This window comes from Streptomyces griseorubiginosus, assembly GCF_017614965.1.
GTDB classification, from domain to species: domain Bacteria; phylum Actinomycetota; class Actinomycetes; order Streptomycetales; family Streptomycetaceae; genus Streptomyces; species Streptomyces griseorubiginosus_B.
Window position 1 is genome coordinate 73,677 of the sequence record NZ_WVUG01000003.1, and the last position, 16,154, is coordinate 89,830.

20 protein-coding genes and 2 pseudogenes are annotated in these 16,154 nt (G+C 71.2%); 17 read left to right on the plus strand and 5 right to left on the minus strand.

Annotation, left to right across the window (positions count from 1 at the left end; all coding sequences use genetic code 11):
* The first annotated feature begins 478 nt into the window (after nucleotides 1-478).
* Nucleotides 479-1,174 carry a response regulator gene (locus GRC12_RS01330; RefSeq protein WP_208776741.1) on the plus strand — a complete coding sequence of 232 codons (696 nt, stop codon included), beginning with the start codon at nucleotides 479-481 and terminating at the stop codon, nucleotides 1,172-1,174.
* Nucleotides 1,175-1,205: 31 nt separating this feature from the next.
* On the opposite strand, the gene GRC12_RS01335 is transcribed toward GRC12_RS01330, so the two are convergent.
* Nucleotides 1,206-1,481, minus strand: a complete 276-nt coding sequence (locus GRC12_RS01335) for a hypothetical protein (protein ID WP_244371867.1) — start codon at nucleotides 1,479-1,481, stop codon at nucleotides 1,206-1,208.
* A gap of 157 nt (nucleotides 1,482-1,638) precedes the next feature.
* Here GRC12_RS01335 and GRC12_RS45245 point away from each other — a divergent pair.
* The 9 genes and pseudogenes from GRC12_RS45245 to GRC12_RS01375 all read left to right on the plus strand — a co-directional run.
* Nucleotides 1,639-1,749, plus strand: a pseudogene (locus GRC12_RS45245) (type I glyceraldehyde-3-phosphate dehydrogenase); the annotation flags it as partial.
* Nucleotides 1,750-1,832: 83 nt separating this feature from the next.
* On the plus strand, nucleotides 1,833-3,557 hold the full coding sequence (locus GRC12_RS01340) for a GAF domain-containing sensor histidine kinase (protein WP_208776742.1): 1,725 nt from the start codon (nucleotides 1,833-1,835) through the stop codon (nucleotides 3,555-3,557).
* A gap of 42 nt (nucleotides 3,558-3,599) precedes the next feature.
* The gene (locus GRC12_RS01345) at nucleotides 3,600-4,082 is read left to right on the plus strand and encodes a zinc-binding dehydrogenase (RefSeq protein WP_208776743.1); all 483 of its coding nucleotides are present in this window, start codon (nucleotides 3,600-3,602) and stop codon (nucleotides 4,080-4,082) included.
* A gap of 42 nt (nucleotides 4,083-4,124) precedes the next feature.
* Nucleotides 4,125-5,231: an NAD(P) transhydrogenase subunit alpha gene (locus GRC12_RS01350; protein ID WP_208776744.1), complete on the plus strand. Its 1,107-nt coding sequence runs from the start codon at nucleotides 4,125-4,127 to the stop codon at nucleotides 5,229-5,231.
* Nucleotides 5,228-5,554, plus strand: a complete 327-nt coding sequence (locus tag GRC12_RS01355) for an NAD(P) transhydrogenase subunit alpha (RefSeq protein ID WP_208776745.1) — start codon at nucleotides 5,228-5,230, stop codon at nucleotides 5,552-5,554. Before GRC12_RS01350 ends, GRC12_RS01355 begins: the two co-directional genes overlap by 4 nt.
* Before the next feature lie 6 nt (nucleotides 5,555-5,560).
* Nucleotides 5,561-6,973, plus strand: a complete 1,413-nt coding sequence (locus GRC12_RS01360) for an NAD(P)(+) transhydrogenase (Re/Si-specific) subunit beta (protein WP_208776746.1) — start codon at nucleotides 5,561-5,563, stop codon at nucleotides 6,971-6,973.
* A 92-nt stretch (nucleotides 6,974-7,065) separates the two neighbouring features.
* Nucleotides 7,066-7,362 (plus strand): respiratory nitrate reductase subunit gamma, encoded by a 297-nt coding sequence (locus GRC12_RS01365; RefSeq protein ID WP_439959861.1) that lies wholly within the window; start codon nucleotides 7,066-7,068, stop codon nucleotides 7,360-7,362.
* Nucleotides 7,359-7,823: a cyclic nucleotide-binding domain-containing protein gene (locus GRC12_RS01370; RefSeq protein WP_208776747.1), complete on the plus strand. Its 465-nt coding sequence runs from the start codon at nucleotides 7,359-7,361 to the stop codon at nucleotides 7,821-7,823. Before GRC12_RS01365 ends, GRC12_RS01370 begins: the two co-directional genes overlap by 4 nt.
* Nucleotides 7,824-7,936: 113 nt before the next feature.
* Complete coding sequence (locus tag GRC12_RS01375; protein WP_208776748.1) at nucleotides 7,937-8,536, plus strand: Rv1733c family protein; 600 nt, start codon at nucleotides 7,937-7,939, stop codon at nucleotides 8,534-8,536.
* Nucleotides 8,537-8,679: 143 nt separating this feature from the next.
* Here the strand turns inward: GRC12_RS01375 and GRC12_RS01380 are convergent, their stop codons facing one another.
* On the minus strand, nucleotides 8,680-9,975 hold the full coding sequence (locus GRC12_RS01380) for a phosphoribosyltransferase (RefSeq protein WP_208776749.1): 1,296 nt from the start codon (nucleotides 9,973-9,975) through the stop codon (nucleotides 8,680-8,682).
* 276 nt (nucleotides 9,976-10,251) lie between these two features.
* Here GRC12_RS01380 and GRC12_RS01385 point away from each other — a divergent pair, with 276 nt between their 5' ends.
* From GRC12_RS01385 to GRC12_RS46290, 3 genes are all read left to right on the plus strand, one after another.
* On the plus strand, nucleotides 10,252-11,127 hold the full coding sequence (locus GRC12_RS01385; protein ID WP_208776759.1) for a universal stress protein: 876 nt from the start codon (nucleotides 10,252-10,254) through the stop codon (nucleotides 11,125-11,127).
* Between the two features lie 326 nt (nucleotides 11,128-11,453).
* Complete coding sequence (locus tag GRC12_RS01390; RefSeq protein WP_208776750.1) at nucleotides 11,454-11,651, plus strand: hypothetical protein; 198 nt, start codon at nucleotides 11,454-11,456, stop codon at nucleotides 11,649-11,651.
* Nucleotides 11,652-11,672: 21 nt separating this feature from the next.
* A complete protein-coding gene (locus GRC12_RS46290; protein ID WP_280117394.1) occupies nucleotides 11,673-11,807 on the plus strand; it encodes a hypothetical protein in 135 nt (44 codons plus the stop codon).
* 331 nt (nucleotides 11,808-12,138) lie between these two features.
* Here GRC12_RS46290 and GRC12_RS01395 read toward each other — a convergent pair whose 3' ends face one another.
* Nucleotides 12,139-12,678, minus strand: coding sequence for a GNAT family N-acetyltransferase (locus tag GRC12_RS01395; RefSeq protein WP_208776751.1), 540 nt, complete (start codon nucleotides 12,676-12,678; stop codon nucleotides 12,139-12,141).
* A 162-nt stretch (nucleotides 12,679-12,840) separates the two neighbouring features.
* A complete protein-coding gene (locus GRC12_RS01400; protein WP_308286443.1) occupies nucleotides 12,841-13,422 on the minus strand; it encodes a winged helix-turn-helix domain-containing protein in 582 nt (193 codons plus the stop codon).
* A gap of 107 nt (nucleotides 13,423-13,529) precedes the next feature.
* On the opposite strand from GRC12_RS01400, the gene def reads away from it, so the two are divergent.
* On the plus strand, nucleotides 13,530-14,201 hold the full coding sequence (def, locus tag GRC12_RS01405; RefSeq protein ID WP_208776752.1) for a peptide deformylase: 672 nt from the start codon (nucleotides 13,530-13,532) through the stop codon (nucleotides 14,199-14,201).
* 49 nt (nucleotides 14,202-14,250) lie between these two features.
* Entirely contained in the window at nucleotides 14,251-14,817 is a 567-nt protein-coding gene (locus GRC12_RS01410; RefSeq protein WP_208776753.1) for a class I SAM-dependent methyltransferase, read from the plus strand.
* 152 nt (nucleotides 14,818-14,969) lie between these two features.
* Here the strand turns inward: GRC12_RS01410 and GRC12_RS01415 are convergent, their stop codons facing one another.
* On the minus strand, nucleotides 14,970-15,482 hold the full coding sequence (locus GRC12_RS01415; RefSeq protein WP_308286445.1) for an NUDIX hydrolase: 513 nt from the start codon (nucleotides 15,480-15,482) through the stop codon (nucleotides 14,970-14,972).
* Nucleotides 15,483-15,673: 191 nt separating this feature from the next.
* On the opposite strand from GRC12_RS01415, the gene GRC12_RS46295 reads away from it, so the two are divergent.
* A complete protein-coding gene (locus GRC12_RS46295; RefSeq protein ID WP_280117395.1) occupies nucleotides 15,674-15,796 on the plus strand; it encodes a hypothetical protein in 123 nt (40 codons plus the stop codon).
* 4 nt (nucleotides 15,797-15,800) lie between these two features.
* Nucleotides 15,801-16,048: pseudogene (locus tag GRC12_RS45250) on the plus strand (carbamate kinase); the annotation flags it as partial.
* Nucleotides 16,049-16,154: the final 106 nt, after the last annotated feature.

Here is a 16,154-nt window from a genome sequence, read left to right on the forward strand (position 1 = left end):
CTGTGTGTCCGATCGGATCATTCGAACCGAGTCCGCGCCGGAGCCGCTAGGGCCGGTCGGCCCTCACACGGTGCCCGCCGGACCCTTCGCCTCGACGGCGCGGACAGCGTCGACCGCGCCGAAGCCTTGCCGAGACCCAGAGCGTCGACGACACCGACGACCCCGTCCACCTGCCAGGTGGCCCACACCGCGGACCCGATGTCGGTACCGTCCGCCACCCGTCCCGCGAGGGTGACCATGCCGACCGTCGACCTTCAGCCCGGCGCCGGTGCCCCACCGGTCCCAGGGGGCGCCCGGCCCCGGGGCGCGGCCCGGGGGTCCCTCTCCGGCCCGGCCGCGCGACGCGCCGGCATGGGGCCGTCGGCCCGGGGGACCGGCCAATCAGGGGCCGACCGGCCCTGGCCCCACGGCCCTGAAAGGCGTTGGATCTCGGACAGGAACCCTTGCCCGACGCGGTACACACGACGAGGAGCGTCTGATGGCGGACAGCCAGCGGCTCGGCCCCGACGGACCGATCCGGGTCTTCCTGCTGGACGACCACGAGGTGGTACGGCGCGGAGTGCACGATCTGCTGAACGACGAGCCGGACATCAGCGTCGTCGGCGAGGCCGCCACCGCCGAACAGGCCCTGGTGCGCGTGCCTGCCCTGCGTCCCCAGGTCGCCGTCCTCGACGTACGTCTGCCGGACGGCGACGGGGTGAGCGTGTGCCGGGAGCTGCGTTCGCGGATGCCGGAGCTGGCCTGTCTGATGCTGACCTCGTTCGACGACGAGGAGGCGCTGCTGGACTCGATCATGGCCGGTGCGGCCGGCTATGTCCTCAAGCAGATCCAGGGCTCGGACCTGGTGTCGGCGGTGCGCACCGTCGCCTCCGGCCAGTCGCTGCTGGACGCCAGTGCCACGACGCGCCTCATGGCCCGGCTGCGCCAGGGCCGGCAGCCGGAGGAGGAGGAACCGGAGGCACTGCCCGGTCTGACCGGCCGGGAACGGGAGATCCTCGCCCTCGTCGGCGAAGGCTTGACCAACCGTCAGATCGGCCGGCGTCTGTTCCTCGCGGAGAAGACGGTGAAGAACCACATCTCCCGGCTGCTGGCCAAACTCGGCGTGGAGCGCCGCATCCAGGCCGCCGTGATCGCCACCCAGGCCCAGGACCGGAGCGGGCAGCAGGACCACTGACCGGTACGCGTCGCGGACCCTTCGGCGGCAACTACGGGTGGGTCCGGCTCGCCCCGGTCCCGTCGCGGTCGGCGAGATCGGCCTGGGCCAGCAGCAGACCGGCCAGGCGACGGGCCTCGCCGGCGGTCAGCGCCGCCCAGGTGCCCGGCTCGCCACCGCTGACCGTACCGACGTCCAGGGCGACCCGGGTGATGGGCCGGTCTGCCGGGGCGAGCGTCAGGCGGCGCACCGCGATCCGGCGGCCGCACGCGGTCACGAGAGGCGGAACCCCTGCCGTGAGCGAGGGGTCGGGTCCGGTCGTCGTCATCGATCTCACTTCCTCGGCAGCTGAAGTAGCCATACCCAGCGGGGTATGCACGTCAGCGTCCGCCGCACCCGGATTGTTCCCGGCCCGGTTGGGCCGGTCGCCCCTCGGCTCGTCCTGCCCGGCCCGACACACGCCGCCCCCGCGGACAGGAGGCTGAGTCAACGAGGGCACCTGCGACCCCGACGACGACCACGCCGTTTCCAACGCCTCCAGCACCACCAACTGCGTGGCGCCCATGGTCAAGCTGCTCGACCAGCACTTCCCGATCCCGTACCCCGCCTCGTACCGGACCGTTACCGTGGCACATGACGGCATGTGGCCGACCGGTCGAGGGAATGTGGAGGACCACGGGTGGCAGGCTCGGAACACACCGGGGAAGCCCGTGTACGGCTGCCGCAGCTCAGGCTCGACGAGCTGCTGGAGGAGCTGCAGGCACGCCTCGACGCGGCCCGCGGCACCCGCGACCGGGTGCACAGCCTTCTGGAGGCGGTGCTCTCGGTCGGCCGTGAACTGGACCTGGAGCAGGCGCTGCACAGCATCGTGGAGGCGGCGGCCGCGCTGGTGGACGCCGAGTACGCGGCCCTCGGCGTCATCGGCCCCGACGGCCGGCGGCTGTCGGCCTTCCACACGGTCGGCGTCACCACCGAGCAGATCAGACAGATCGGCCCCTACCCCGAGGGCCACGGCATCCTCGGCGAACTCATCAAGCACCCGGAGCCCCTGCGCCTGTCGAAGATCTCCCAGCATCCGGCCTCGTACGGCTTCCCGCCGCACCACCCGCCCATGAACACCTTCGTCGGCGTCCCGATCCGGGTGCGCGACCAGGTCTTCGGCAATCTGTACCTCACCGAGAAGCGGGGCGGGGTGCAGTTCGACGAGGAGGACGAATCGGTGCTGTCCACCCTCGCCGTCGCCGCCGGTGTCGCCATCGACAACGCCCGCCTGTACGAGGAGACCCGGCTGCGCGAGCGCTGGCTGCGGGCGAACGCCGAGATCACCCACAGTCTGATGTCCGACGGCGAAGGCCCGGAGGTCCTGGGCCTGATCGCCGAGCGGGCCGGTGAGATCACCGGTTCCGCCCTGGCGGCGGTCGGTCTGCCCATGGAGGGCACCGACTCCCTCACCGTGGAGATCGCCGTCGGTCTGGAGGCCGACGCCCACCGGGGCCTCGTGTTGCCCATGGACCGGAGCCTGATGGGCCTGGCCTTCTCCGGCGCCGCCCCGGTGACCAGTGAGGACGCGTCACAGGACGAGCGGATCTCCCTGGAACCTCCCCGCTTCAAGGGGCTGGGCCCCGCCGTGGCCGTACCCATCGGCACCGGCGCCGAGGGCCCACGGGGTGTGCTCCTGCTGGCTCGTCAGATCGGCCGGCCGGTGTTCTCCGAGACGGAGATCGAGCCCCTGCGTGCCTTCGCCGCCCAGGCCGCCATCGCGATGGAGCTGGCCGAACACCGCCGGGACGCCGAGCAGATCGCGGTGCTCCAGGACCGCGACCGCATCGCCCGTGACCTGCACGACCTGGCGATCCAGCGGCTGTTCGCGACCGGCATGACCCTGCAGAGCGCGGGCCGCTTCATCGAGCACCCGGAGGCCGCGGAACGGGTCGTGCGCGCCGTGGACGACCTGGACGAGACCATCAAGATCATCAGGTCGACGATCTTCGGACTGCGAGCCCGTGAGGGCGGCGCCGGGTCCGGGCTGCGCGCCCGCACCGTCCGGGTGGTCGGCGAGGCCGCGCCCGTGCTGGGGTTCGCCCCCGGCGTCCGGATGGAGGGCCTGGTCGACACCGATGTACCGCGGGAGATCGCCGACCATCTCATCGCCGTCCTCTCCGAGGCCCTGACCAACACCGCCCGGCACTCCGGCGCCGACCGCGCCGACGTCGTCCTGCAGACCGACGGGCGCGAGGTGCGGCTCACCGTGTCGGACAACGGCGTGGGCATTCCGGACGAGGGCCGTCGCAGCGGGCTGAAGAACATGGCCGAGCGCGCCGAACAGTGCGGCGGACGGCTGGAGCTCAACTGTCCCGAGGGCGGCGGCGCCGAACTGGTGTGGCGCGTGCCGCTGGGAGCCTGACTCCCCGCGTCCGGTCCGCCGTGAGACGGGCCCAGTGGCCGTATGGACGCCGACCAGTACGAGGCGTTGGGCCCGGCAGCAAGCCGGTTGAGGTCGACCTCGAACCCGACAAGCTGTGCCTGGGCCACCGCTGGCGCCGACCAGCTCGTGAACGCGCGCACCCACGACCCGGTCGAGGAGATCAAGAAGGCCGGCGGTGCTGACGTGGTCGTCGTGCCGGCCACCGCGCCCAACGCGTTCGAGCAGGCCTTCAGTTCGCTCGACCGCGGCGGACGGCTGGTCATGGTCGCGCTGCCCGCGGACAATGCTGCCATCGACGTCCCGATCTTCGAGACCGTCCTCGGCGGGACCTCCGTCATCGGCTCGATCGTCGGCACGCGGCAGGACCTGGCCGAGGTGTTCGCGCTGCACGCCGCGGGGCGCACCCAGGTCATCGCCGAGCCACGGCGCCTCGACCAGGTGAACGACTCCTTGGACGCGGTACTCGGCGGACGAGCCGAGGCGCGTCTCGTCTTCGAGTTCTGAGGCCTGGGCAACCCCCGGACCTCGGTGGAGAGGCAGCGGATCATGGCAAACGTCACTGTGGCTGCCGTACGGGAGCGGGCACCCGGCGAACGCCGGGTGGCCCTCGTTCCCGAGGCCGTCACCCTTCTGCGCCGCGCCGGGATCGACGTCCTGGTCGAGACCGGTGCCGGCTCCGGCGCCTGGTTCGCCGACGCCGACTACACCGACGCCGGCGCGACCGTCGTACCGCCGGACGAGCTGTACCTGCGCGCGGACGTCGTGCTGTGCGTCGGGCCGCCCGACCAGGAGACCGCCCGCGCCCTGCGTGCCGGACAGACACTGATCGGCCTGCTGGAGCCGCTGCGGCAGCCCGCCCTGGTGCAGGACCTGCACCGGCGCGGGGTGCACACGGTCAGCCTCGATCTGCTGCCGCGCACCCTCAGCCGCGCCCAGTCCATGGACGCCCTCACCTCCCAGGCGAATGTCGCCGGCTACAAGGCGGCCCTGCTCGCCGCCGACACCTACGACCGCTTCTTCCCGATGCTGACCACCGCCGCGGGCACCATGCGACCGGCGCAGGTCCTCGTCCTCGGCGCCGGAGTGGCCGGACTGCAGGCCATCGCCACGGCCCGCCGCCTCGGCGCCGTCGTCTCGGCGTACGACGTACGGCCGGAGTCACGCGGAGAGGTGGAGTCGTTGGGCGCCCGCTTCCTCGACGTCCAGAGTCCGCGGGGAGACACCGGACAGGGCGGCTACGCAAGGGAGTTGACGCCGGAGGAGCAAGAGGCCCAGCGCGCGGGGCTGGACGCGCACATCGCCCGCTCCGATGTCGTCATCACCACCGCCCAGGTTCCGGGCCGCCGCCCGCCGCTGCTGGTGAGCGCGGCCGTCCTGGAACGGATGCAGTCCGGCGCGGTCGTCGTCGACCTCGGGGCGAGCGACCTGGGCGGCAACGTCGCGGGCTCCGAACCCGACAAGACACAGGTCCTGGACAACGGTGTCACCGTCATCGGTGCCGGACGGCTGCCGTCCGCGATGGCCACCGCCGCGTCCACCGCCTACGCCCGCAACCTCGTCGCCCTCCTGCGCCACCTGGTGCGGGACGGCGAACTCGTCCTCGACCCGGCGGACGAGATCACCGGCGCCCTGATGGGAGGCGGCCAGTCATGAACGACCTCGATCTGCTCACCGCGATCACCGTGTTCGTGCTCAGCGTCCTCGTCGGCGTCGAGGTCATCAGCAAGGTGCCCGCGACCCTGCACACCCCGCTGATGTCCGGCTCCAACGCGGTGCACGGCATCGTCGTCATCGGCGCCATGCTGATCGCCGCCGAGTCGCACACCTGGCTCGGCTACGCCCTGGCCTTCGTGGCGATGGTCTTCGGCGCGATGAACGTCGTCGGCGGTTACGTCGTCACCGACCGGATGCTGGAGATGTTCAAGGCCAAGCCGGCCGCCGAGAAGACGCCCCGGAACGAGAAGACGGAGGTCTGACCCGTCATGGACGCCGTCTCCAACGCGGTCCACTACGTCTTCCTGGCCACGGCCGCGTGCTTCGTGCTCGGCCTGCACCAGATGAACCACCCGCGCACCGCCCGCCGGGGCAACACCGTCTCCGCGAGCGCGATGGCCGTCGCGATCGCCGCCACCCTCTGGCTGGTGATCCACCAGAACACCATCACCACCACCGGCTGGCTCGTCCTGGCCTCCGGCGGCCTGGTCGGCGCCGCCCTCGGGCTGTACGCGGCCCGCGAGGTCAAGATGACCGCCATGCCCCAACTGGTCAGCCTCTTCAACGCGGTCGGCGGTGGGGCGGCCGCGCTGATCGCCGTCGACGACCTGCTCCAGGCCGACAACCCGGCCGGGCTCGGCGCACGTGTCTCCCTCCCGGGCGCCCTGGACATCGTCATCGGCGCGGTCACCTTCTCCGGCTCGCTGATCGCGGCCGGCAAGCTGCAAGGTGTCGTCTCCGGGGCGCCGGTCGTCTTCCCCGGGGCCCGGGTGCTCAACGTGCTGCTGCCGGCCGCCTTCGTGGGCGGCACGGTCTGGCTGGTGCTGTCACCGGACTCCCGCACCGCCCTGTACGCACTGGTGGCCGTGGCGCTGCTGTTCGGCGTGACCATGGTGCTGCCCATCGGCGGAGCCGACATGCCGGTCGTCATCGCCCTGCTGAACGCCTTCACCGGATCCGCGGTCGCGATGGCCGGCTTCGTCCTGAACGAGACCGCGCTGATCATCGCGGGCATGCTCGTCAGCTCCTCGGGCGGCATCCTGACCAAGCTGATGGCCGACGCCATGAACCGCTCCATCGCCAACATCGTCGTCGGCGGCTTCGGCACCGGCGACGGTGCCCCGGCGGTGACAGCGGGCGGTGCGGCCCAGGTGAGGTCCGTCTCCGCGGACGACGTGGCGATCCAGCTGGCCTACGCCGGCAAGGTCATCTTCGTACCCGGCTACGGCCTCGCCGCCGCCCAGGCCCAGCATGAACTCGGCGATCTGGCCCAGCTGTTGGCCGACCACGGCGTCGACGTCAGCTACGCCGTCCACCCGGTCGCGGGCCGCATGCCCGGGCACATGAACGTGCTGCTGGCCGAGGCCAACGTGCCCTACACCCAGCTGAAGGAGATGGACGACGTCAACCCCGAGTTCCCGCAGGCCGACGTCGCCCTCGTGATCGGCGCCAACGACGTCACCAACCCGATCGCCCGCCGCCCCGGCAACGCGATCTCGGGCATGCCGATCCTCGACGTCGACAAGGCCAAGAGCGTGGTCGTCATCAAGCGCTCGATGGGCCACGGCTACGCGGGCATCGACAACGAGCTCTACACCGACCCCAAGACCGGCATGTTCTTCACCGACGCGAAGAAGGGACTGGCCGAACTGAAGGCGGCGGTGGGCGAGTTCGTCACCTGACACCCGATAGGTGAGCGGGTCCCCGCCAGGCTCGCCGGGGGACCTTCACCCTCCAGCCGCATCCGGACGCGATCAGAGGCGCCCCGCTGCTCTTGCAGCCGCACGCCCTCACCGCCGGTGTTCTCTTCGCGGCCTGGCCCCTCACCCGCCTCGTCCACGTCTGGGTCGCCCCCGTCGGCCACCCCGCGCGGCCCTACACATCGTCTACCACGGCCGGGCCGCGACGCCCCGCCAGACGGTCGAGGGAGGAACCCGTACCCGGTGGGCTCCCTGACGAGGACCGATCGGCCCATGCGATCTCTTCGTCCATGACCGAGCCTGGTAGGAGGCGGTGTCCCCCTCGTGGCGGTCGCCGCACCGGCCCGGCGCAGGAGGAGGCGCAGCCATGACCACCGCGACCACACCCCGCTCCGCCAGGAAACTCCCCGCCGTGTACCGGGGCAGGCTGATCAGCCTGGCGCACGAGGTGCGCTACCCGGCGGGCACCCGTCTGTTCAGTGAGGGCGGGCGCGCCGACCACTTCTGGATCATCGATTCCGGCACCGTCGTCCTCGACATGCGGGTGCCCGGACGCCAGGCCGCCGTGATCGAGACCCTGGGCGCCGGCGAACTCCTCGGCTGCTCCTGGCTGTACCGGCCGTACAGCCGGCGGTTCGGCGCCCGGACGACCGGGCCCGTGTGCGCGCACGAGTTCGACGCCGAGGCCGTCCGGCGGATGTGCGGGGCCGATCCGGACATGGGGCGCTCGATCGCCCTGTGGGTCGGCGAGTCCATGGTGCGCCGGCTCGGTGCCGCCCGCACCCGGCTGCTCGATCTGTACGCCCCCTGCGGCAGCGGAGCCCGGGGCTGAGCCGAGCGGTCCCGGGATCCGGTCACGCGGCCCGCGACGCTGCCTGGTCGGCCCCTGCGGACCGCGCCCCGGCCGTGAGACGTTCGAGTTGAGAGGCAAGGGGGTGTCGGCACATGGCGGACACGCGGCCCACCCGGGTGAAGAAGGTGCGGTTCTGGCGCTGGCGGCACAATCCGCTGCGCCGCCCCAGCGACACCGCCGAAGCGTGGATCGTCCTGGCCACCTGGATCGTCGCCCTGACCGGTGGCGTGTTCGCCGGCCAGGCCGCCGACGCCGCCATGCAGGACAGCCTCGCGGCACGACGGGCGACGCTGTCCACCGTCTCGGCGGTGCTCACGGAGGACGCGGACAAGACCCCGCCCGTGACGACCGGTGACGGCGGTGACGGGGTGGTCTGGGCGAAGGTGCGCTGGACGGCCGCCGACGGGTCCACCCACACCGGCCTGACTCGGGTCGAGCCGCGAAGCAAGGCGGGCTCCACGGTCAGCGTCTGGATCGACCACCGGGGTGAGCTGGTCTCCAGCCCGCCCAGCGCCACGGAGGCGCGCCTGCAGTCCGGCCTGGCCGGTGTTCTCGTCGCGTTCGGCACCGGTGGCGCCGTGGTCGGCTGCGGCTGGGTGGTACGGCTCCGGCTCGACCGGCGGCGGCTGCGCGAATGGGAGACCGAGTGGGCACAGGTCGACCCCCAGTGGCGCAAGAAGATGAACGGCTGACACCGCCGCCGAGACCGTCTCGAGGCGGCGGATTTCGCCGCAGCACACCGTGATGGCTCTCATCGCGCGATCGCCTTTTGTCGCGCTGGGCCTCCCTCTGGCGCACCCCATGCTTTCGGGCCTCCTCCGCGTCCGCCGCGCCGCTACGCCGTCCGGCGCGGCGGTGTCGCGGTGGGGGGCAGCGCGAGGTGGGCGGTGAACCACTCGCGGGCCAGGCCGGCGACCGCGGACAGGGTGCCGGGTTCCTCGAAGAGGTGGCCGGCGCCGGGGACGACGGCGATCCGGTGGTCGCAGCGCAGCCAGTCGGCGGCCAGCCGGTTCAGGCTCAGCACCCGGGTGTCCAGCGAGCCCACGATGAGCAGGGTGGGGGCCCGCACGCGGTCCAGTGCGGCGGGCGTGGCGAGGTCGGGGCGGCCGCCGCGGGAGACCACCGCACGGATGTCGAAATCCTCGGCCGCGGCCTCCAACGCGGCGGCCGCACCGGTGCTGGCCCCGAAGTAGGCCACCGGCAGCCCGGTCGTACGGCGCAGCCACAGTGCCGCGGCGCCGAGCCGCCGGGCGAGCAGCACGATGTCGAACACCTTGTGCCGGTCGTGTTCCTCGTCCTCGGTCAGCAGGTCCAGCAGAAGGGTGCCGAGTCCGGCGCGGTTGAGTACGTCGGCGACGTACCGGTTACGAGGGCTGTGCCGACCGCTGCCGCTGCCGTGCGCGAACGCCACGACGGCCGGCGCGTGGTCGGGCAGCGTGAACCGTGCCGCCAGGCGAACCCGTCCTGCGGGCACGTCGACGTCGCCGTCCGGCACCGGGTGCGTCGCCCGCCTCAGCAGGTCGGCCACCTCCCGGTCGTCGACCTGGGGGAACGCGTCGTACCAGGCGCCGACCGAGCCGAAGAAGCGCGGGGAGTGCAGACAGACCACCTCGTCGGCCGACTGCCGCAGGCGGCGCAGTGTCCGCTCCGGACCGACCGGCACGGCCAGCACCACCCGGTCCGCGCCCTGATCGTGGACGACCCGGCACGCGGCCTCGGCGGTGGCGCCGGTGGCCAGACCGTCGTCCACCACGACGACCGTCCGGCCGGTCGGCGGGACGGGGGGACGGTCCCGCCGGTAGAGACGCGACCGCCGTTCCAGTTCGGCCCGTTCCGCCCGTTCGACCGTCCGCTGTGCGTCGAGCCCCACCCCGGCTTGCAGGAGAACGTCGTCGTTGAGCACGCGCACGCCGTCGTCCCCGACGGCGCCGAAGGCCAGCTCGGGCTGCCAGGGCACGCCCAGCTTGCGCACCACCAGGACGTCGAGGGCGGCGCCCAGTTCTCGGGCCACCTCATGGGCCACGGGCACCCCGCCCCGTGGCAGGCCCAGCACCAGGACGTCCTGGCCACGAAGGTGTTCCAGCCGCCGGGCCAGTCGGCGCCCCGCGTCTGCGCGATCCTGGAAACGCACGGTCCACCTCCTGCTGCGCGCACCGTCCGGCAGGGCGGCGAGACGGTCCCCCCTCCGCTTCCATCCTCTCGCCGTTCCGCCTCCTCGCACGGGGGCCACGGTCCCGCGCGGAGCGTGCCACCCAGGCCAGACGCGGCACCAGCGGCCCGCCGCATGGGCCGTTCGGCCCCGCTCGGGGCCGAACCACCCCTCGTGCGCCCCGGCCGGCGGTGCGACCGTGAGGGTGGAGCCTCGTGCCGCACGCCCGTGCGGTCCAGGAAGGCGGTGAGGACGATGATGGAGCTGCCCCTTGTCGTAGGCGTCGACGGATCGCACGCGAGCCTGGCCGCCGTCGACTGGGCGGTGGACGATGCCGCCCGCCACGGGCTGCCGGTGCGGCTCGTGTACGCCTCCCTGTGGGAGCGCTACGAGGGCGTGGCACCGTCCACGAGCCGCGACCGTCCCTCCCAGCAGGTGATGGCGGAGAACATCGTCGCATCCGCCACCGACCGGGCCCGGCTGCGCAATCCCGAGGTGAAGGTGTCCGCCGAGGTGGTCCCGGAGGAGGCGGCCGACGCGCTGCTTCGCGAGGGCAACAACGCCTCCGCCGTGGTGACTGGCTCACGGGGACGCGGTGAGCTCCAGGGGCTGCTCCTCGGTTCCGTCGGCCTGACGGTGGCCTCCCGGGCGTACTGCCCGGTGATCGTGGTCCGGGGCGACAAGGCGGGGCTCGCGGGCACGCACGAGCGGATCGTGCTCGGGGCGGGGGACCCCGCGACCGGCGCCGAGGCCGTGCGGTTCGCCTTCCGGGAGGCCGAGGCGCGCGGTGGCGTGCTCGACGTGGTGCGCGCCTGGCGCTGCCCCGCGCTGGAGGGTGCCGGCCACCCCCAGTTGGCGGGAGACCCGGCGCATCAGCACGAGCAGCAGGCGTCCGCCCTGATCGACGCCCTTTTGCACGACGCGACGGCCGACCACCCGTCGGTCCGGGTACGCCGCAACACGGTGGAGGGCCCGGCCCGCTCGGTGCTGCTGAACCGCTCCGCCGCCGCCGACCTGGTGATCATCGGAGCGCGCCGCAAGGCCGGCCACTTCGGGTTCCAGCTCGGCCGGGTGGGCCACACCCTGCTGCACCACGCGGACTGCCCCGTGGCGATCGTGCCGCAACGGGTGTGAGCGTGAGGGTGCGGCGAGGCCGGAGGTGACGGATTGGATCTGGGAGTACGAGGGCTACGACCCCGCGGACGAACGGCTGCACGAGTCCCTGTGCAGCCCGGGCAACGGCTGCTTTGCCACCCGGGCGCGCTGCCGGAGTGCGCCGCGGACGAGGTCCGGCCGTTCCTCGGGGCCGAAGCGCCAGCGGACGTTCGGCGCCGGCGGGTCCCCTTCGAAGCGCAGGGTGCCGTCGGAGTTCAGGTCGGCCTGACACCAGTGGTGCCTGCTCCGTTCGGGGTCCGTCCCCACCCGCAGGGTGCTGACGGGTTCTCCGTCGGGTTGCCGTTGTGGAAGGCGACCATGACGTCCCGCAGGACGACCTGGGTCTGATGCCTTCACGGACGACGGTTGTCGCCGCGCCGCTCGCGGTGTTCGTGCTCGATGAGCTGGAAACGGATTGGTGGCGGCTGTTGTTGACCTGCGTGGCGTGTTCGGACGCGGCCTCGCTCACTGCGGTGCTGAACCGCTGGCTGGCCTCCTGGTGATTGGCCGCGAACCCGGCCTGCATGTCGAACTCCGCGTGGACCAAGCCGATATCCGCGCCGGTCGAGGCGCTGGTGGACACCGAGGTGGCCCAGCGACCCTGGTCTTGGAACGCGGAACCGGTCTGGGTGGAGACGGAGTCGGTGAATCGGCTCTGAGCGGCGGTGTCGGAGGAGTCGAAGATGGACATGGCGTCGTCACGCGTGGCGGCTTCGTTGTGCCAGGTCTGCACCGTGATCGTCGTCCGTTCCCCGGGCAGCAGCGAGAACGTCTGCAGGGGGCGTCCCAGACCGTAGTCGCCCGAGTACGACCGCAGTTCCCAAGTCTCCACCAGCGCGAGACGGGGCATCGGGTGGGCCACCGGGTCCACGGCCACGGGTCGGACGCTCTGCCCTGTGCCGCAGCGACCTTGGTGCCGCCGTAACGCAGCCGTTGCCGGAGCGCCGAGCGCGGGAAGATCCGCCGGACACCATGCTGCCCAGCACGAGCTCATGGAGAGGGCGTGGCGGGGGACCGCATGCCGAGGTACTGCTCGGCGTCCCAGGCGTGGAACCGCTCCACCTCAGTGAAGCCCAGCTTCGCCGCAAGACGCATGGAGGCGGCGTTGGCGGTCTGGGTGGCGAGCACCACCGGCTCGCCGGGGAGGACGCCGTCGAACCAGTCGAGTGCCGCAGCGCACGCCTCGGCGGCGTATCCGAATCCCCATGCCCGCGGCAGGAACAAGTAGCCGAGCTCGACCTTCCCCTCGGCAGCCGGGGGCTGGTGTTCCGGTGCTCTCCTGAGCAGGATCTGGCCGATCATCGCGCCGTCGAGATCAACGACGAAGCTCCCGGGCCACCGCCCGGGCACCTCGGGCATCTCGCGCTCCAGCTCGTCGCGCGGGCGGGGGCCGCCGAGGTAGGTGTGCACCTCTGAAGAGGCGAGCAGCTCGATGAATGTCGCACGATCTTGGGCCTCGGCCTCACGGAGTACGAGCCTCTCGGTCCTGATCGGGGCAGGTGGCCAGGCGACGGGTCCGAGCTCAGTCATACCGGTCAGCCAATCAGCAGGCTCGGCAGCGATCAAGACTCGACCGGGTACTGACGCCGGTTCTACTTGACGTCCGGAAGTGCCCGTCTTTGAACTTCTCTCGTGAGGCCCGTGAGTTGGGTGCGTGTCTTGGTTTTGCCCAGTGTTGTGCAGCCTGTCGGCTCATTCGTCCGCCCTTTCCGGCAGCAGGGGGAAGAGCCGAGCGATGAGGGCAACAGGCTGGGCTGAGGCAGGTCGGGCGGAAGTCTGCTGTTCCCGGTGCTGGTAGGGAGCCAGTGCTTGGCGCACTGCTGCGGCAACGGTGCTCATCTCCTCGGGGCTGAGGTAGACGACGGCACTGAAAGCTTCGTCCTGGCGCCATTCGGCTGGGGCGTGGTCACGCTGGGCGAGCCAACGCTGGTAGCTCTCGTCTTCCAGTCCGCGGGCCATGTGGCCAAAGCCTTCTGCTGAAGCGTTCGTGGCTGGCGGTGCTGTCTGCCGGAGGCGCCAGGGCCGGGCCCGACCACCTGAGTGCGGGACCTCTTCGATGTGCCCGTAGCGCGCTAGTTGCCTGAGATGGAACGAGCACAGGCCGGAGCTGTAACCGAGCCGCCCGGCTGCCTCCGTTGCGGTGACAGTACCGACCTCGGCAAGGAGATCGAGCAAGGCCATGCGCACTCGATGTTCGGGCATGCGGCCATCGGCGTCTCGCGGGTCGGCGGCTGCCTCGTTCGGGGGTGCTGCGTTGGCGTCTTCTTCAGTCACTTTGCAAAGTCTGCTACTTTGCAAAGAGTTTGGCAAGCGGCCGCCATGCCAATGGCGTGGGAGACATGCCGTATTGCCCTGAAAGCCGTTCTGTGCAAGGAGAAGCGATGCCTTCAGCGTCCGCGCATCACGATCAACCTCGTCTCGTCGACCGTCGGGTGAGAGTCCAGGGGAAGCCGGTCGATTCCTGCCCTGCGTTACCTCCAGGCGCCGAGCGGGCGTCGGTCCGCCGGATCACCGTGGTCGGTGAGGAGATTCTGCGCCGCCCGTGCCGAGAAGTGACCCAGTTCGGTACTCCGGACCTGTCCACTCTCATCGACGACATGTTCCTGACCATGCACGTCGCCGAGGGTGCCGGGCTGGCTGCCAATCAGGTCGATGTCGACCTGCGGCTCTTTGTGTACGACTGCCCCGATGACAATGGAGTCCGGCACGTCGGCCACATCATCAATCCGGTCCTCGACGAACCCGACGTGGCCGGGCGCCGCTTGCTGGACGAGCCGGAGGGCTGCCTGTCAGTGCCCGGAGCCGTCATGGACGTTTCCCGAACCGAGCGCACGGTGGCCCGCGGCTTCGACAAGGACGGCAACCCGCTGGTCATCGAGGGAACGGGATACTTCGCCCGTTGCCTGCAGCACGAGACCGACCACATCTTGGGGCGTGTCTACCTCGACCGCATGTCCAAACGGGACCGCAGGGATGCCCTGCGGCAGATGAATGACCGCCAGGAACGCGTCTTCGCCCAGCGGGCCGCCAGGGCAGCAAGGCTGGACCGTTAGGTCCCCGACGGAGCGCTCCGATCCGTCCTGGCCAGAAGCCAGCAACGTCATGGGTGACATCCGTCGCCATCCCTGGCTCAGGGCGTCGATTGACGCCTTCGCCGAGACAGTGGGTGAGCTCGGGCCTGTCCTCGACGTCGGCTGCGGCCCCGGGACGGTGACTGGCTACCTCGCCGAACGTGGACTTGACGTATCCGGGGTGGACCTCTCTCCCCGGATGATCGAGAATGCGCGTCGTCTTCATCCGCAGTGCCGCTTCAGCGTCGCCTCCGCCACCGAACTCGACCTCGGTGAAGCGTCGCTCGGCGGCGTGCTCGGGTGGTGGTCACTGTTCAACCTTCCCCGCGATGTCCTGCCTCAGGTCCTCGCTCACTTCGCGCAAGCCCTGAAGCCGGGCGGGCACTTCATCGCCAGCACACACGTCGGCGACGAGGACGCGGTACGCACCGAGGCCTACGGAGGAGTGCCGGTTCGTTGGACCACGTACAAGTGGCAGCCGGAGCAACTCGTGGACCTGATCGAGCAGGCCGGACTGCACCCGGTCGCCGAACTGCGGCTCCCTGCGGATGAGTGGAGCGGGCCGGGCGTGGTCGTCATGGCCAAGCGCCCCGACTGAGGAGCAGGGGCCGAAGGCGGCACAAGGGCCGCGCCGGGACCCATTACCTTGCGCCTGCAGGGGGTTTCGCCGGCTGCTCCCGGCCGAGCCCATCGCAGGAGGCGTGGCAGGGATGGGGAACCATGGCCACACCTGAGCAGGGGTGGAGTATTTCAGGACCGCAGGGTCCGGAACGCGAGATACCGGTTGAAGGCTTCGTGGCTGTCGGGGGTGAAGCGCCACTTCAGCAGGGCCGACCGCAGCTCGGGCTCCGTCAGCCAGCCGTGCCAGGCGACCTCATCAGGATCTGCGGCGACGGCGTCCGGCACCAGGGCTTGGTGCACGCCGAGCCAGTGAGGGCTCAAACCGTTGCGGTTGAGGAACGTGAACAGCAAGCGCGGCAGCACACGAATGCCCAGCTCTTCGGCCAGCTCCCGCGCGGCGGCCTGTTCATATGACTCACCGACGTCCACGGCGCCACCGACCACGGCCTCGTAGTGGCCCGGGAAGCGCGACAGTTGCTCCGACCGCCGGTGAACGAGGATCCGCCCACATTCATCACGACACACCGTCACGGCGACCCGGTGCAGCCAACCCTCCCGGACGGCCTGTTGGCGGCTGACCACCATCCCCAGCACACGATCTTGTTCGTCGACACGCTCCACCAGTTCGTCCACGGCGCACACCCTGGCAGAGCCCACTGACAACGCCACTTCTGGGAGCCTCGTCGAGGCCCAGGCGGGAGAACCTGCACCACGAGGCCGGACACGGATGACGGCGGTTGTCGCGAAAATAGCCACCTATCATGCTCAGGCTGCTGTGCACGGCCGGGTGGTCCGGATCGAGGGCGGGTTTCTGGCTGACCAGCAGGTAGGGGTTGGCAGAGGCGGGCCAAGGCGGGCCAACGCTGGTCGCCTCACCCGGCGCGCTCGTCTTCGACCGGGCGGAGAACTGGCTCCACACCATCACGGCCGTACTCGTGGCCACCCTGGAGGACTGAAACCATGCGCATCCTCGTCGCCCTCGGCGGCGACGGCACCGGGGCGAGCGCCCGGACGCCGCCGTCCAGCGCGCCACCATCCACCGCCTGGCCACGGCGATCGCCGCCCTCGCCATCGACCACGAGGGCGTCATCACCCACGGCAACGGTCCCCGGATCGGCCTGCTCGCCGTCGAGGGCGTCGTCGACCCCGCCGCCCTGCGCGCCCCCTACCCGCTCGACCTCCATGGCGCCCAGACGCCGGGCATGGTGAGACGAGTTTCTCCAGGGTCGTGACGTCCAGGACCGTGGTGGTCATGGGAGCCTCATCCCCGCCCTGCGGCGGTCGGGTCGATGGTGGCCGGCCCCACCCACGGTG

Excerpts from the sequence above, each read along its gene's own strand:
- GRC12_RS01360 (WP_208776746.1), top strand. The coding sequence starts at position 5,561 with ATGGACGCCGTCTCCAACGCGGTCCACTACGTCTTCCTGGCCACGGCC.
- GRC12_RS01375 (WP_208776748.1), top strand. The coding sequence starts at position 7,937 with ATGGCGGACACGCGGCCCACCCGGGTGAAGAAGGTGCGGTTCTGGCGC.
- def (WP_208776752.1), top strand. The coding sequence starts at position 13,530 with ATGCCTTCAGCGTCCGCGCATCACGATCAACCTCGTCTCGTCGACCGT.
- GRC12_RS46290 (WP_280117394.1), top strand. The coding sequence starts at position 11,673 with ATGTCGAACTCCGCGTGGACCAAGCCGATATCCGCGCCGGTCGAGGCG.
- GRC12_RS01410 (WP_208776753.1), top strand. The coding sequence starts at position 14,251 with ATGGGTGACATCCGTCGCCATCCCTGGCTCAGGGCGTCGATTGACGCC.
- GRC12_RS01370 (WP_208776747.1), top strand. The coding sequence starts at position 7,359 with ATGACCACCGCGACCACACCCCGCTCCGCCAGGAAACTCCCCGCCGTG.
- GRC12_RS01395 (WP_208776751.1), bottom strand. The coding sequence starts at position 12,678 with ATGACTGAGCTCGGACCCGTCGCCTGGCCACCTGCCCCGATCAGGACC.
- GRC12_RS01335 (WP_244371867.1), bottom strand. The coding sequence starts at position 1,481 with ATGACGACGACCGGACCCGACCCCTCGCTCACGGCAGGGGTTCCGCCT.
- GRC12_RS01330 (WP_208776741.1), top strand. The coding sequence starts at position 479 with ATGGCGGACAGCCAGCGGCTCGGCCCCGACGGACCGATCCGGGTCTTC.
- GRC12_RS01355 (WP_208776745.1), top strand. The coding sequence starts at position 5,228 with ATGAACGACCTCGATCTGCTCACCGCGATCACCGTGTTCGTGCTCAGC.
- GRC12_RS01350 (WP_208776744.1), top strand. The coding sequence starts at position 4,125 with ATGGCAAACGTCACTGTGGCTGCCGTACGGGAGCGGGCACCCGGCGAA.
- GRC12_RS01385 (WP_208776759.1), top strand. The coding sequence starts at position 10,252 with ATGGAGCTGCCCCTTGTCGTAGGCGTCGACGGATCGCACGCGAGCCTG.
- GRC12_RS01345 (WP_208776743.1), top strand. The coding sequence starts at position 3,600 with ATGGACGCCGACCAGTACGAGGCGTTGGGCCCGGCAGCAAGCCGGTTG.